14 protein-coding genes and 1 riboswitch are annotated in these 15,020 nt (G+C 73.0%); of the genes, 2 read left to right on the top strand and 12 right to left on the bottom strand.

What is annotated here, in order from left to right; translation table 11 throughout:
* Positions 1-8: 8 nt before the first annotated feature.
* Entirely contained in the window at positions 9-641 is a 633-nt protein-coding gene (locus tag HP550_RS19150; RefSeq protein ID WP_175349254.1) for a YgjV family protein, read from the bottom strand.
* 69 nt (positions 642-710) lie between these two features.
* Between HP550_RS19150 and HP550_RS19145 the strand changes: the two genes are divergently transcribed.
* Positions 711-1,820, top strand: a complete 1,110-nt coding sequence (locus tag HP550_RS19145) for a GNAT family N-acetyltransferase (protein WP_175349253.1) — start codon at positions 711-713, stop codon at positions 1,818-1,820.
* Here HP550_RS19145 and HP550_RS19140 read toward each other — a convergent pair.
* The 4 genes from HP550_RS19140 to HP550_RS19125 all read right to left on the bottom strand — a co-directional run bounded on the left by HP550_RS19140 (position 1,807) and on the right by HP550_RS19125 (position 6,426).
* Positions 1,807-2,589, bottom strand: coding sequence for a hypothetical protein (locus HP550_RS19140; protein WP_175349252.1), 783 nt, complete (start codon positions 2,587-2,589; stop codon positions 1,807-1,809). The two genes, HP550_RS19145 and HP550_RS19140, sit on opposite strands and share 14 nt — an antisense overlap.
* Before the next feature lie 68 nt (positions 2,590-2,657).
* Positions 2,658-3,644 carry an ATP-binding cassette domain-containing protein gene (locus HP550_RS19135; RefSeq protein ID WP_175349251.1) on the bottom strand — a complete coding sequence of 329 codons (987 nt, stop codon included), beginning with the start codon at positions 3,642-3,644 and terminating at the stop codon, positions 2,658-2,660.
* On the bottom strand, positions 3,641-5,383 hold the full coding sequence (locus HP550_RS19130; RefSeq protein WP_175349250.1) for an ABC transporter permease: 1,743 nt from the start codon (positions 5,381-5,383) through the stop codon (positions 3,641-3,643). The genes HP550_RS19135 and HP550_RS19130 overlap by 4 nt, the downstream gene beginning before the upstream one ends.
* Positions 5,384-5,388: 5 nt before the next feature.
* Positions 5,389-6,426 (bottom strand): thiamine ABC transporter substrate-binding protein, encoded by a 1,038-nt coding sequence (locus HP550_RS19125; RefSeq protein WP_175349249.1) that lies wholly within the window; start codon positions 6,424-6,426, stop codon positions 5,389-5,391.
* A 66-nt stretch (positions 6,427-6,492) separates the two neighbouring features.
* A riboswitch (TPP riboswitch) is annotated at positions 6,493-6,608 on the bottom strand.
* A gap of 89 nt (positions 6,609-6,697) precedes the next feature.
* Here HP550_RS19125 and HP550_RS19120 point away from each other — a divergent pair.
* Positions 6,698-6,985: a DUF4235 domain-containing protein gene (locus HP550_RS19120; RefSeq protein ID WP_175349248.1), complete on the top strand. Its 288-nt coding sequence runs from the start codon at positions 6,698-6,700 to the stop codon at positions 6,983-6,985.
* On the opposite strand, the gene HP550_RS19115 is transcribed toward HP550_RS19120, so the two are convergent.
* The 7 genes from HP550_RS19115 to HP550_RS19085 are packed head-to-tail and all read right to left on the bottom strand — an operon-like array spanning position 6,939 to position 14,947.
* Entirely contained in the window at positions 6,939-8,435 is a 1,497-nt protein-coding gene (locus tag HP550_RS19115; RefSeq protein WP_175349247.1) for a phytoene desaturase family protein, read from the bottom strand. The genes HP550_RS19120 and HP550_RS19115 overlap by 47 nt on opposite strands.
* Positions 8,436-8,451: 16 nt before the next feature.
* Positions 8,452-8,853: a monovalent cation/H(+) antiporter subunit G gene (mnhG, locus tag HP550_RS19110; RefSeq protein ID WP_175349246.1), complete on the bottom strand. Its 402-nt coding sequence runs from the start codon at positions 8,851-8,853 to the stop codon at positions 8,452-8,454.
* Positions 8,850-9,263 carry a monovalent cation/H+ antiporter complex subunit F gene (locus HP550_RS19105; RefSeq protein WP_175349245.1) on the bottom strand — a complete coding sequence of 138 codons (414 nt, stop codon included), beginning with the start codon at positions 9,261-9,263 and terminating at the stop codon, positions 8,850-8,852. Before HP550_RS19105 ends, mnhG begins: the two co-directional genes overlap by 4 nt.
* A complete protein-coding gene (locus HP550_RS19100) occupies positions 9,260-9,811 on the bottom strand; it encodes a Na+/H+ antiporter subunit E (protein ID WP_175349244.1) in 552 nt (183 codons plus the stop codon). The genes HP550_RS19105 and HP550_RS19100 overlap by 4 nt, the downstream gene beginning before the upstream one ends.
* Positions 9,808-11,352, bottom strand: coding sequence for a Na+/H+ antiporter subunit D (locus HP550_RS19095; RefSeq protein WP_175349243.1), 1,545 nt, complete (start codon positions 11,350-11,352; stop codon positions 9,808-9,810). The genes HP550_RS19100 and HP550_RS19095 overlap by 4 nt, the downstream gene beginning before the upstream one ends.
* Positions 11,349-11,834 (bottom strand): Na(+)/H(+) antiporter subunit C, encoded by a 486-nt coding sequence (locus HP550_RS19090; RefSeq protein ID WP_175349242.1) that lies wholly within the window; start codon positions 11,832-11,834, stop codon positions 11,349-11,351. The genes HP550_RS19095 and HP550_RS19090 overlap by 4 nt, the downstream gene beginning before the upstream one ends.
* Before the next feature lie 5 nt (positions 11,835-11,839).
* A complete protein-coding gene (locus HP550_RS19085) occupies positions 11,840-14,947 on the bottom strand; it encodes a Na+/H+ antiporter subunit A (protein ID WP_175349241.1) in 3,108 nt (1,035 codons plus the stop codon).
* Positions 14,948-15,020: the final 73 nt, after the last annotated feature.

The raw sequence follows: 15,020 nt of genomic DNA, 5'->3' as shown, positions 1-15,020 counted from the left end.
GGAGGCCGTCACGCAGCCGTCGGGACCTCGCGCTCCCAGCCGTCGGCGGTCGGCCGGAAGCCCACCCGCTCCAGGTACGCCGTCGCCTCGGTCGCGGGCGAGCCGCCCACCACCAGCCGGCGGAACCCGTGCGAGGCGAACACCCCGCTGTCCCGGTACACGAACTCCCCGGGCGTGAAGTCCCGGTAGCGCGGCGTCACGTAGTCCAGGTCCACGCGGCCCACCCCGTCGCCGGCGGACCGGACCACGACCGCACCGACCAGCTCGTCGCCGCGGACCACGACGAACGACGCCGACGGCGCTGGGTCGGCGGCACTGAACCCCGGGTGGAACCGGGCGATGTCCGGGGCGTGCGACTCCAGCAGGTGCTGCAGCACGGCGTCGTCGGAGGGCACCTCGAGGACCCCGTACACCTGGGCGTCGTGGCGCTCGCGCTGCAGCCGGACCAGCCAGTAGACGTCGATGATCGCGATGACCCCGTTCATCACGGCGAACGGCCAGATCTCGATCACCACGTTGTACGCCGTGGCGATCACGGCCCCCACGAGGTTGATCACGCGGAAGCGCAGCACCCTGGCCTGCGTGAGCGAGATGATGACCAGCAACGAGCCGATCCAGCCGACGATCTCCCACCACACCATCCGGCGAGCGTAGCGACGTCACGGAAAAGGTCTCGCCAGCACGGTGCCGACGGGCGGATCGTGGACGACATGACGACGTGGTCGATCCGAGAGGTACCGGTGTCCGAGACGGCGGACGCGCCCGAGGCGTGGCTGCTGCACGGCTACACGGGGGCGATGAACGACGGCCTCCTGCACGCGTGGGGGAACCGCGACTTCGAGCGCACCGCGACCGAGATCCTCGGGTCGATGCACGACCAGAAGTACGACCGGAAGCCGCGCCTGGTCGCGGTGGCCGACGACGCGCATGATGCCCCGGACCCGGACCGCGTCCTGGGCTACGCGATGATCAACCTCCCGCAGCAGGACAACACCCACACGGGACACGTGGAGGTCGGCGTCCGCCCGGACCACCGCCGGCAGGGCATCGGGTCGTCGCTGTTCGACGCGGCCCTCGCACTGGTCCGCGACGCCGGCCGCACGCAGGTCACCGCCTCCAGCGACCAGCAGGTCGAGCCGCCCGAGGGTCCTGGCACGCTCGCGGCGACGACCGGAGTGGGCCGGGTGGCGATCGACGCCGACGGCCCCCGGTTCCTGAGCAAGCGCGGTTTCGCCCTCGAGCAGGTCGAGCGGTACTCGGTGTTCGACCTGCCCTTCGACCCGGAGCTCATGGCGAAGCAGCGCGCGGAGGCGGAGGCGCACGCCGGCCCGGACTACCGCCTGGTGACGTGGCAGAGCCACGTGCCGGAGGAGTGGATCGAGTCGTACGCGCTGCTGAACACCCGGATGAGCACGGACGCGCCGCTGGGAGGGATCGACCTCGAGGAGGACGTCTGGGACGCGGAGCGGGTCCGCACCCTGGAGAAGCAGTACCAGGAGCGCGAGCTGGAGCTGCTGGTGCTCGCCGCCGAGCACATCCCGACGCACACGCTCGCGGCGTTCACCTGCTTCATGGCGGTCCCCAACAGCGACGAGTTCGTGCACCAGGACGACACCCTCGTGCTGAAGGAGCACCGTGGGAAGCGACTCGGCATGCTCATCAAGGCGGCCAACCTGCAGCGGCTCGCGGCGGAGCGGCCGACCGTCCGGCGCGTGGGCACGTGGAACGCCGAGGAGAACTCCTACATGCTCGGCATCAACGTGGCGCTCGGGTTCCGGCCCGCCGGCGGCTCCGGGGAGTGGCAGCTCAAGCTGAGCTGACGTGGGCCGTGCCGGCCCGCGAGCGCGGCACGGACTGCTGCCACCAGCCGGACCAGCGGTGCTCGATCTCGGCGATGGTCGCGTCGTCGAGCCCGTAGGTGGACAGGATGGCGTCGACGGTGCCGTAGGGCGGGGCGATCCCCGCGGGCGTCTCCATGACCACCAGGAACGACTCGGTGATCCCGTGCAGCCGCAGGCCGAGCTGGAGCGGCGTCCGGTAGATCAGGGTGCCGCCCAGCAGGGTCCCGTCCGGGCGACGTGCCTGCACGTGCCCGCCGACGGGCACCCCGTGGATCCCCATCAGGCCGGCCCGGTCGAGCAGGCGGTCCCCCCGTGGGCCGGCGGTGAGCCCGAAGACGCTCAGCGTTCGCCGGTCCTGGTCGGGGTGGATGCTGAGCGCGAACTGGAGCTGGTGGGCGTACGCGATCCAGCCCTCGTCGATCTCGTCGCGCACCCCGTCGAAGAGGGCCAGCCCCTGGTGGCTGCGTCGGGTGACGGTCAGGTGGGTGAGGTGGGGCTCGTGCACGGCTGAGCGCAGCGTGAGCTTGTCGTGGTGCGGCAGGGACAGGGAGTGGATGGTCTCGTCGCCGACGACGTCCTGCGACTCGACGGCACCGTCGACGAACACCTGCCGGATCTCGGCGTCGAGCCCGGGGTGGTCCCACCCGTACCAGCGGCGCACCAGCGCGGGATCGCGCAGGTAGGACCAGACCGTCCCCAGCGACACGGGGATGTCCACCGACACGACCTCACGGAGCTCCAGCGTCATCGCCATCACCTCGGTGCTCGCCAACACTCGGACACTCCGACCGTAGCCCGACGCGACCACAACCGCGATCAGTCGTCGAGGACTGCCAGCGCGTCGGGGTCCACCGCGAGCTCCACCACGTCCCCCGCGGCCCACCGACCGCCCACCGGCCCGAGTGCGGTCACGACCCCGATGCCGTCGACGTCCACCCGGACCTCCGACCGGCCGCGCCGCGACGAGACGCCGCGCACCGTGCCCTTGGCGACGCCGGACCGGCCGACCACGAACGCCCCCTCGGCGAGCGCGAGGGTCGCTGGCGACGGCCGCGCGCCGATGGCCTCACGCAGCGGCGCAGCGGCGGGGCTGTCGAGCGGGACGAACGCCTCGTAGCCGAGGAACGACGCCACCTCGCGCGAGGCCGGCCGGCTCCAGAGGTCCGCGGGTGCGTCGACCTGGAGCAGCTTCCCGGACGCCATGACGGCCACCCGGTCGGCGACCGCGAAGGCCTCGTCCTGGTCGTGCGTGACGAACACGGCGGTGGTGCCGGTGGCGACGAGGGCCGCGCGCAGGTCGACGGCGAGGCGCTCGCGCAGGGCTCGGTCGAGGGCGGAGAGCGGCTCGTCGAGCAGCAGCAGCCGCGGGGCGGGCGCAAGGGCACGGGCGAGGGCGACGCGCTGACGTTCCCCGCCCGACAGGGTCGCGACCGCGCGCGACTCGTAGCCGGCGAGACCGACGAGCTCCAGCAGCTCCGCCACGCGCACGGCGGACCGGGCCGGCAGGCCGTAGGAGACGTTCCCCCCGACCGACCGGTGCGCGAAGAGCTGCCCGTCCTGGAACATCAGCCCGAACCCGCGCCGGTGCACGGGCACCCCGGCCACCGAGATGCCGTCCCACGCGACGGTGCCCTCCACCGGTTCGAGCCCGGCGACCGCGCGCAACAGCGACGACTTCCCGCAGCCGGACGGCCCGAGCAGCGCGACGACGGACCCGGTCGGGACGTCGAGGGACACCCCGTCCACCGCGGCGACCGAGCCGTACCGGACGACGACGTCCCGCAAGGACAGACCGCTCCTCACCACTCACCTCCCGCGCCGGGGGCGCGCAGCCGTTCGCAGAGCGCCACGATCCCCGCCGTGAGCAGCGCGAGCACGACGGACGCGGCGAGCGCCATGCCGTAGGACTCCGGACCCGGCCGCCCGATCAGCCGGAAGATCACCACCGGCAGCGTCGGCCGGTCCGGGCGCGCGAGGAAGGACGTGGCACCGAACTCCCCCAGCGACGCGGCGAACGCGAACCCGACCGCGAGGCCGAGGGACCGGGTGGCGATCGACAGGTCCACCGTCCGCAGCACCCGGCCGGGCGCGGCGCCCAGGGTGGCGGCCGCCTCGCGCAGCCGGGGGTCGATGGCCCGCAGGACGGGCAGGACCGTCCGCACGACGAGGGGCACGGCGACGACCGCCTGCGCGATCGGCACCAGCACGGGGCTGGTCCGCAGGTCCACGGGCAGCCCGAACGGGTGGTGCATGGACAGCAGGAACCCGAACCCGACGGTCACCGCGGACACCCCGAGCGGGAGCATGAACAGCGCGTCCAGGCCGACGACCGCGCGCCGACCGATCGCGCGGCGCGGCCGCCGGGACACCACGAGCGCCACCAGCCCGCCGACCACGAGGGCGATCACGGTGGCGTCGAGCGCGACCCGCAGCGAGTTGAGCGTGGCCTGCCAGACGGTCACCGTCAGCGCGCCGCCGGTGGTGCCGAGCGCGGTGTAGTGGTCCAGCCCCCACCCGGCGTCGGTGCGCAGCGACCGGACCACGAGGTTGACCAGCGGGAGGGCGAGCAGCAGGACGACGACCGCCGTGACGGTCGTGGCGACGAGGGTCAGTGCGTGACCGTCGCCGGCCGGCATGCCCGCGGGCCGACGCAGCCGCAGCGGTCGCACCGACGCGTCCGGGAGGGTGAGCGCCAGTGCGCGCTCGCGCGTGGAGCGGGCGCGCGCGGCGACCGCCAGGGCCCCGGCCACCACCACCAGCTGCACGACCGAGAGCACGGCGGCCGCGCGCAGGTCGAGGAACTGCGTCGTCTGCACCCAGATCTCGGTCTCGATGGTGCCGAACTGGAGCCCGCCGAGCACCAGGACGGTGCCGAACGCGGTCGCGCAGTAGAGGAAGGTCAGGGAGGCCGCGGACGCGATCGCGGGGGTCAGCGCGGGGAGCGTCACTGTCCGGAACGCCCGCCACGGCGAGGCACCCAGCGCGCGCGCCGCCTGCTCCGCCCGGGGGTCCAGCCGCTCCCAGAGCCCGCCGACCGCACGCACGACCACCGCGTAGTTGAAGAACACGAGGGCCGCGACGATGGCGGCGAACGTGCCGTCCAGCTGCAGGAACCCGAGCGGCCCGCCGCTGACCAGCAGCGACCGGAACGCGACGCCGACCACGACGGTCGGCAGGACGAACGGCACGGTCACGAACGCCCGCAGCAGGGTGCGGCCGCGGAACGTGTGCCGGTAGAGCACGTAGGCCCCGGGCACCCCGAGCGCGACCGACAGCAGAGTCCCCAAGGAAGCCTGCGCCAGTGTCAGCCCGATGATCCGCCAGGTGCGCGGGCGCGAGAACACGTCCGCGAAGCCGCCGAGATCCAGGTGCCCGTCGACGACGAACCCCTTCGCGATCATCTCGACCACGGGCCACGCGAAGAACAGCCCGAGGAACACCAGCGGCACCGCGACCGCCACCACCCAGAACGCGACGACGCGCGACCGTCCCGACGCACCCGCGGACGGGGCGGCGTCGGGACGGTCGAGCGTGACGGTCATCAGGGTCAGCCGATCACCGTGTCCGACCACTCGGTCAGCCACGCCTCGCGGTTCTCGGTGATGTCCGCGGGGTCGACCTCGAACGGGTCGGTGGCCAGCGGGGCGAACGCCGCCCACTCCGCTGGGAGCGTGGCCGTCGGGCTCGACGGGTACATGTACATGGACACCGGGATGTCGTTCTGGACCTCGTCGGTGCGCAGGAAGTCGAGCAGCTGCTGCGCGCCCGTCGGGTTGGCCGCACCGGTCAGCACGCCCGCGTACTCGGTCTGCCGGAAGCAGGTGTCCAGGAGCGCGCCGGTGGTCGGCGCGGTGCCGCCCTCCGGCACGGTGTACGGCGGCGACGACGCGTAGGACAGGACGATCGGGCGCGGGCCGTCGGCGCCCCCGCCGGAGAAGTCCGTGTAGTAGGCGTCGGACCAGCCGTCGGCCACCTTCAGACCGTTGGCCTTGAGCGCGGACCAGTAGTCCTGCCACCCGTCCTCGCCGAACGCGCCGACGGTCGCCAGCAGGAACGACAGCCCCGGCGACGAGGTCACCGCGTTGGGCACCACGAGCAGGTCCTTGTACTCCGGCTCGGTCAGGTCCTCGAGCGTCACCGGCTCGGCCAGGCCGTGCGCGGCGAACCAGGTGTGGTCCACGTTGATGCAGACGTCGCCGTAGTCGATGGGCACGAGCGCGCCCTCGAACACGCCTTCGGCCTCGGTGGTCGTCGGCGCGACGACGCCCTCGTCGACCGCCCGGGACGCGAACGTGTTGTCGATGCCGAAGACCACGTCGCCCAGCGGCGCGTCCTTGGTGAGGACCAGCTGGTTGACCAGCGTGCCGCCGTCGCCCGGCTGGACGACCTCGACGGTCAGCCCGGTCTGCTCCTCGAAGTCCGCGAGGATGCCCTCGGAGAGCGCGAACGAGTCGTGCGTGACCAGGGTGACCGTGTCGCTGGACGCGCTGGCGCTCGGCTCGTCGGAACCGATGGCCGAGCAGCCGGCCAGGGCAGCCACGACGGCTGCGGTGCCGACGACACGGAGCGAGTGGATCCTCGCCATGGGTGATGCTCCTCCTCGATAGCAAAAGGAGGGGGTCGTCGCGCTCAGCCGGGTGGCCGATCACGAGGACTGAGAAGCCCGACTCCCTACGCCGGTATCAACCGGATCAGGTTCGAGGGTCTGCGGTTCTCCGCACTCTCAGCGTCCAGACCGTTGGGTCCGACGCTCCCCTGTCGTTCGCCGCAGATCCTACGCCGCTGTGGAGCAGCGCGGACGCTCGCGTCCGACTACGGTCGTCACCAGACCCATCGACCACCCCGGAGGCTCACTCGTGGACGACAAGCAGACCCAGTCCCTCGTCGCCAAGCTCATCGGCACCGGCGCGGCCCTGGCCGCCGCCTTCGTGGTCCAGCAGGTGCTCGCGCAGGCGTGGAAGGCCAAGACCGGTCACAAGCCGCCGAAGGCCGACGACCAGGGCGATGCCGGGCTGTCCGAGGTCGTCGCGGCTGCCGCGCTCACCGGCGCCCTCGTCGCGATGGCCCGGGTGCTGGCCACCCGCGGGACCGCCCGGTTCACCGCGCGCGTGGACTCGAAGCCGAACCTGAACCCGACCGACTGAGCTCGGGCGCCACGCTCGGCAGCCGGGTGATCCCGAACTCCCGCAGCACCCGCTTCGCGGCGTACCAGCCGCCGAGCCCGTGCACGCCGGGTCCGGGCGGGGTCGACGCCGAGCACAGGTAGACCCCGTCGCGGCCGGAGGAGTACGGGTCCCACCGCCGGGTCGGCCGCGCGAACAGCTGGCCGATGCTGGCGGCCCCCGCGGAGATGTCGCCGTCGACGTAGTTCTGGTTGTGCTCGCTCATCCGTGACGCCTGGGTGCACCGGGACGTGACGACGACGTCGCGGAACCCGGGTGCGTACCGCTCGATGTGCCGGGTGACCGCCTCGGTGACGTCCACGTCCGAGCCGGCCGGGACGTGCGCGTAGGTCCACAGCGGCCGCCGACCGTCCACCAGCCGCGTGCCGTCCACCACGGTCGGGTCGCTGACCAGCGTCATCGGCAGGCCGGCATGCTCGCCGCGCGCCACGTCACCCTCCGCCCGGGCCATCTCCGCGCGGGTGCCCCCGACGTGCACGGTCCCCGCGAGCCCGACCTCCCGCACCGTCCACGGCACCGGACCGTCGAGCACGAAGTCGACCTTCGCGGCGGCGTCGCCGTACCGGAACGCGTCCAGGGCGGTGCGCGCCCGCGGGGGCAGCTTGTCGCCGAGCACCTCGACCAGCGTGCGGGGGGTGGTGTCGAAGACGTAGCAGTGCGCGGGCGGCAGGTCGGCGAACCGGCGCACGCGGTGGTCGGTGCGGATGAGGCCGTCGTGGGCCTCGAGGTCCGCGCGCAGCGCCGCGACGAGCGCACCCGACCCACCCCGCGGGATCGGCCAGCCGCCCTCGGCGTGCGCGAGTGTGGCCAGCAGGAGCGCCGTACCGGCGGCCGCGAACGACGGCAGCGGGGAGATCGCGTGCGCCGCGACGCCGGTGAGCAGCGCGGGGGCGACCTCGTCGACGAACCGCCGGTCCCACGCCCGCGTGCCCTGCTCGAGCACCCCGAGCCCGAAGCGCAGCGCGGCGCGCGGGTCGACCACCGGGATCGACCGCTTGTCCCCGAGCGCCACGCGCACCGCGGGGTCCGCGGCCCCCCCGACCAGCGACCGCCACGTGGGGCCGTCCACGCCGAGCGCCTCGACCGTGCGCTCCAGGTCCCGGAAGGCGATCCCCGCGCGCCCACCCGGCAGCGGCTGCGCGTACGACACCTCGGGCACCAGCAGCTCGACCCCGCGCGCGGCCAGGTCGAACTCCTGGAAGAACGGCGACGCCCACGCCATCGGGTGCACGGCCGAGCAGACGTCGTGGGTGATCCCGTCGGCCAGACCGAGGTCCAGCGTCCGCGCGCCCCCGCCCACGGTCGGCTCGGCCTCCAGGACCAGCACGCCCAGCCCGGCGCGCGCCAGGGTGACCGCCGCGGCGAGGCCGTTGGGCCCCGAGCCGACCACCACCACGTCCCGTCGGGTCATGCGTGCCTCCTGAGCCTCAGTCTCGGGGGTCGTCGTCCTCCGCGCGACCATGGTCGCGCACCCGCGCGCGCTCCTGGTCGCTGGTCAGCTCGTCGACCACCAGCAGGTCGCTGCGCACCTTGCCGGTCCGGTAGCCCGCCCGGCCCACCATGTGCGCCGCCACGGGCGCGGTGAGCATCTGGAACACGGCCACCAGGACCAGCGCCCACACCGCGCCGCCGGACCGCAGCCGCAGCGCGAGGCCGATGAGCACCAGGATCAGGCCGAGCACCTGCGGCTTGGTTCCCGCGTGCATGCGGGCCAGCAGGTCGGGGAACCGCAGGACGCCGACGCCCGCCGCGAACGCGAGGAACGCGCCGCCCAGCAGGCACACCGCGGAGGCCACGTCGGCGACCGTCGTCCACTGGTCGGTGGTCACGATCGGACCTCCCCCTCGGCGCCGCCGCCGTGGTGCTCGTCGGTCTCCGTGCGACGCCCCGAGCGGCGGCTCTCCTCGGCGACGTCCTCGTTGTCGATGCGCTCGGCCTCCTGCGCCGCGATCTCCTCGCGCGTCCGCACACGCCCCTCGCCCTCGGGCTCGACGGACGCGAACCGCGCGATGGTCACCGACCCCACGAACCCGACCAGCGACAGGACCACGAGGATCGGCACCACGTCGGCGCGCCGGTTGACGGCCGCGTACAGGGCCACCGCGGCGATCATCGTGGTGACGACGATGTCCAGCGCGATCGTCCGGTCGAGCATCGACGGACCCTTCTCGGCCCGGATCACGGCCAGGAACGCGCCGATGGTGAGCAGCACCCCGCAGACCACGACGACGGCGGTCACGCGCGCACCCCCAGCCCGGCGGCGTCGAGCTCCTCGTCGGACGCGAACGCCCGCATGACCCGCTCCTCCTGGTCCAGCACCGACTGCCGCGCGGCCTCGATGCCGCCGCTCTGCCGCACGTCGAGCACGTGCAGGTAGAGCATCCCGGTCAGGCGGTGCGCCTCGACCACCAGGGAGCCCGGCACCAGTGACGCCAGCTCCGCGGTCAGGGTCAGGTACAGGTCCGAGTGGCTGCGCAGCTGCACGCCGATCACCGCGCCGCGGGGCACGTAGCGCGGGCGGAGGGCGATGAGGCTGACCTCGAACGACGCCCGCACCAGGTCCGCCGCGAAGCGCGCGACGAGCCGCAGGACGCCGACCGGCCGGAACCGCCCGTGGAAGTCGATGGGCGCCATCCGCAGTCCGGCCGTGACCGCCAGCGCGATGAGCAGCCCGGCGAGGATGTTGCCGATCGTGAGGTCGCCCCACAGGAACACCCAGACCACCGTCAGCCAGACGACCGTGGCCCACTGGGTGTGCCAGCGGCGCCGGCGCGGGTGCAGGCTCATCCCTCGTCCTCCGCCACGTCGTCCGACACGCCCTGGCCCCGCTCACCGTCGGGCAGCACGGCGTCGACGTACGGGCTGCGCTCCGCCAGGTCCACCGCGGCACGCTCGGTGTAGGCGTACAACGGTCCGGCCGCGACCGTGAGAAGCAGCCCGACCGCGACGAGCGCCGCCGTGGGCGCCACCATGCCGAACGGCAGCCGGACCGGCGGGCGCGGCTCCGAGGGCGTCTGCCAGAACGCCTTGTTCCACGCCTTCACCAGCGCGTAGAGCGTGAGCAGGGAGGTCACCACGCTGCCGACCACGAGGACGTACGCCAGCGGAGTACCCACTTGTACACCGGCCTCGAGCAGACCCACCTTGCCCAGGAACCCGGACAGCGGCGGGATGCCGGCCAGGTTCATGGCGGGCACGAAGAACAGGATCGCCAGCACCGGTGTCAGCTTGGCCAGTCCGCCCAGCTTGGTCAGGGACGTGGACCCGCCCGCGCGTTCCACCAGGCCCACCACCAGGAACAGCGCGGTCTGCACGGTGATGTGGTGCGCGACGTAGTAGATGGCGGCGGTGTACCCCAGGTCGGTGGCCAGCGCGATGCCGAACACCATGAAGCCGATGTGGCTGACCAGCGTGAACGACAGGAGTCGCTTGATGTCGTCCTGCGCGACCGCGCCGAGGATCCCGATCACCATCGTCGCCAGCGCGGCCCACAGCAGGGCGTCGTCCAGCCGGCCGTCGGGGAACAGCAGGGTCTGCGCGCGGATGATCGCGTACACGCCGACCTTGGTCAGCAGGCCCGCGAACACCGCCGTGACCGGTGCGGGGGCGGTCGGGTAGGAGTCGGGCAGCCACGCGGACAGCGGGAAGATCGCCGCCTTGATGGCGAACGCCAGCAGGAGCAGCACCTGGAGCACGAGCCGGACCCCGGGGTCGATCTCGGGCAGCCGGAGCGCCAGCTGCGCCAGGTTCACCGTGCCGGTGGCGGCGTAGATCATCGCGATCGCCACGAGGAACAGCACCGAGCTCAGCAGCGCGACGACGATGTAGATGGTCCCCGCCCGGATGCGCTCGCCGGTGCCGCCGAGCGTGATGAGCACGTAGCTGGCCGCCAGCAGGATCTCGAAGCCGACGTAGAGGTTGAACAGGTCGCCGGACAGGAACGCGTTGGCGACGCCTGCCGTCAGCACCAGGTACGTCGGGTGGTAGATGGAGACGGGCGCGGACTCCTCGTCGTCCTCGCCACCCTGTGCGAGGGAGTACAGGAGCACGCAGAGGGTGACTGCGCTGGAGATGGTGAGCATGAGCGCGGACAGCCGGTCGGCCACCAGGTCGATGCCCACGGGAGCGGCCCACCCGCCGACGTCGACCACCAGGGGGCCGTCGTCGGCGAGGACGAGGAGCGTCACGCTGACCGCGAGCACGAGGCTCAGCGCCGTCACGGACACGAGCCGCTGCACGTTCGGCCGGCGGTAGAGCGCGAGCGCGAGCCCGGCCGCGGACAGCGGGATGACGACGGGCAGCGGGACGATCCAGGAGAGGTCGCTCATCGCTCCCCCTCCAGCACGCGGGCGGGTGCGCCCTCGTCGGTCTCGTCGCGCGCCTCGGCGGCCTCCTCGTCGAGCGTCTCCGCGGCGACCTCCGTGTCCGCGTCCGTGGTCGCGCGCTCGTTCGCGGCGGCCAGGCGGGCGATGTTGCGGTCCTCGACGTCGTCCTGCACCTCGTCGTGCCGGTGCAGCTGCCACGAGCGATAGGCCATGGCCAGCAGGAACGCGGTCATGCCGAGCGTGATGACGATGGCCGTGAGCACCATCGCCTGCGGCAGCGGGTCGCTCATCTGCCCCTCGGGCGTCGCGCCCACGATCGGGGGGCGCCCGGCCGCGCCGCCCGCCACCAGGAACAGCAGGTTGGCGCCGTTGCCGATGAGGATGACGCCGATGAGCACGCGCGACAGGCTCCGCTCCAGCAGCAGGTAGACGCCCGCGGCGAAGAGCACGCCGATGGTGACGACGAGGACGATGTTCGGGCTCATGTCGATCACGGCACGCCCCCGTCCCAGCCGGCGGGCTTGGCACCGGCGGCCACCTGGGCAGGCACGTCGCCGTCGACGTCGCCGCCCGCCGCGTCGCCCCCGACCGGGTCCTCGCCCGTCTCCGCGCGCCGGTCGATCTCCGCACCGAGGCTGCGCAGGATGTCGAGCACCAGGCCGACGACCACCAGGTACACCCCGATGTCGAAGAAGAGCGACGTGACCAGGTGCAGGTCGCCGATCACGGGCAGGTGGATGTCGAAGATCCACGACTGGAGCACCTCGCCCCCGGCCAGCAGCGCGAGCAGCCCGACGCCTGCCGACAGGAACAGCCCGAGCCCGAGCAGGAGGCCCGGCTGCACCGGTGCCGCCTCGCCCAGCTCGTACCGACCGCCCGCCAGGTACCGCACGATGAGCGCGATGCCCGTGACCAGCCCCGCCGCGAACCCGCCGCCCGGGGCGTTGTGGCCGCTGAACAGCAGGTACACGGAGTAGACGATCATCGTGTGGAAGAGCAGGCGGACGACGACCTCGAAGATCACCGACCGCCGCTGCGGCGCCAGCGTCCGGCCGGCCTGGAGCCACTCGCGGCCGCGGGACGCGCTCGACGGCACCGCGGACTCGTCGCGGTCGGCCACCATCCCGCCGGCGTCGACCGCGGCGGAGTCGCCCCCGGGCCGGCGCAGCGCGGCCATGGGATCGGCCGTCCCGCCCCAGACCGCCCGGTCCACGCGGGCCTCGTCGGCCCGGTAGATGGCGCCGCCGCGGCGGGAGAGGAAGACGAGCGACGCGACACCGGTCGCGGCCACCAGGAGCACCGAGATCTCGCCCATCGTGTCCCAGGCGCGGATGTCGACCAGCGTGACGTTGACGATGTTCTTGCCCCCGCCGAAGGTCACCGCCTCCTGCGCGAAGTCCGTGGACACCGGCAGGTGGATCCGGGCGCTGGGCGCGACGAGCGCGATCCCCGCCACGGTCAGCCCCACCGCGACGCCGAGGCCCAGCCGCACCCACCGGCTGGCGGCGAGCGGTCGGTCGGAGAAGTACGGGGGGAGCCGGCGCAGGACGAGCACGAACACGACCAGGGTCACGGTCTCGACGAGCACCTGCGTGAGGGCCAGGTCCGGGGCGCCGTGCAGCAGGTACAGACCGGCCATCGAGTAGCCGCCGATGCCCAGCAGGATCACCGCCTTGAGCCGCCGCCGTGCGCGGGTGACCAGCAGGGCGGAGACGATGGTGCCGGCCGCGAACACCAGCTGTGCGGGGTTGTCCCAGAACGTGAACTGCGTCGGGAACACCGTGCTGCCCAGGGCCGTGCCGCCCACCGCCACGACGAACACGATGAGGATCAGGCCGAGGTACAGCGGCAGCGAGCCGCGCTGGGTGACCGCGGTGACGTCGGCCGCCACGTCGTCCAGGCGCCGCATGAACCGCCGGTACACCCGGTCGGCCTCGGGGCCGTGGTACGCCGCGGTCTGCCACCGCTCCACGCGGTCCCGGACCAGGAACAGCAGGGCGCCGGCCAGCAGGATCGCGAGCGTGAGCACGAACGTCGGCGTGAGTCCCGCCCAGAGCACCAGGTGCCCGGGCTCGCCCTCCGGGTAGGTGGCGGCGTACGGCTCCAGCAGGTGCTCGCCCAGCTGCGGCAGCAGGGCGACGGCCAGGCCGAGGACCGCGAGGATCATCGCCGGCCACACCAGCAGCAGCGACGGGTGGGTGATGCGGGCCGGCTCCGCCTCGTCGTGCGCGGCCTCGTGGATCGACGTCCCGGGAGCGGTGGACTCCGCGGACTCGACCACGGCCTCGGGCACCACGGCGGGCTTGGTCGAGAAGGCTCCCCACCACAGGCGCAGCCCGTACGCGACCGTCAGCGCCGAGCCGACGGCGACCGCGACCAGCACGATCGTGCCGACCGGCGCGTCGAGGTGCCCGACCGCCTCGAGCCCTGCCTCCTTGGCCACGTACCCCGCGAACGGCGGCAGCCCGATCATCGAGGCCGTGGCCAGCGCGCCGGCGAGCGCGGTCAGCTTGAGCTCGCGACCCACCCCCGACAGCCGCCGCAGGTCACGGGTGCCGGTGGCGGCGTCGACCACACCGACGACCAGGAACAGCGCGGCCTTGAACATCGCGTGTGCGCCGAGCATCGCCAGCCCCGCGAGCGCCGTCGCCCGCGTGCCCAGCCCCACCAGAAGCACGATCAGGCCGAGCTGGCTGACGGTGCCGAACGCGAGGATGAGCTTGAGGTCGTGCTGGCGCAGCGCGCGGTACCCGCCGAGCAGCATGGTCCCGCAGCCGAGCGAGATGACGATCCACTGCCACACCGGGGTGGTCGAGTAGGCCGGTGCGAACCGCGCGACCAGGTAGACACCGGCCTTCACCATGGCTGCGGCGTGCAGGTAGGCGCTGACCGGGGTCGGCGCCGCCATCGCCGCGGGCAGCCAGAAGTGGAACGGGATCAGCGCCGACTTGGTGACCGCCCCAGCCAGCAGGCAGACGATCGCGACGGTGACCGTGGTGGTGCCCTGCGGCGGGTCGGCGATCACCTCGGACAGCCGGAAGGTGCCCGCCGCCTCGCCCAGCAGCACGAGGCCGACCAGCATGGCGAGCCCGCCCGCCGTGGTGATGACGATGGCCTGCATGGCCGCGCGCCGGCTCGCCTTGCGCTCGGCGTAGTGCCCGATGAGCACGTACGACGTCACCGTCGTCAGCTCCCAGAACACGAACATCAGCAGCAGGTCGTCGGCCGCGACCAGGCCGAGCATCGAGCCCGAGAACGCGACGAACACGCCACCGAACCGCCCGAGCCCGGATGCGCTCGACTTGAAGTACGCGGCGCAGTAGATGAGCACCAGGGCGCCGACGCCGCCGACCACCAGGGTCATCAGCCACGACAGCGTGTCCAGCCGGAACGTGAGCTCGAGCCCGAGCACAGGGATCCACTCGAGCTGCTCGACCGGCCCGTTCCCGGCCTGCACCTGCGACGTCCACGTCAGCGCCCAGACGGCGGCGCTGGCCGGTGCGAGCGCCAGGACCCAGAACGCCTTGCGGCCCATCCAGTTCAGCAGAGCGGGCGCGACGACGGCTGCGGCCAGGTGAACGGCGAGCAGCAGCAGCACGTCCGGCTCCGTCCTGTAGGGGCGGGTGGTCGGTCGGTCGTCGAGTTCTCGGTGTGAGGCGCAGGTACGGGCA

This window comes from Cellulomonas humilata (assembly GCF_013359775.1).
Taxonomy (GTDB): Bacteria; Actinomycetota; Actinomycetes; order Actinomycetales; family Cellulomonadaceae; genus Cellulomonas; species Cellulomonas humilata.
This window is presented reverse-complemented; position numbering and strand designations above follow the sequence as displayed.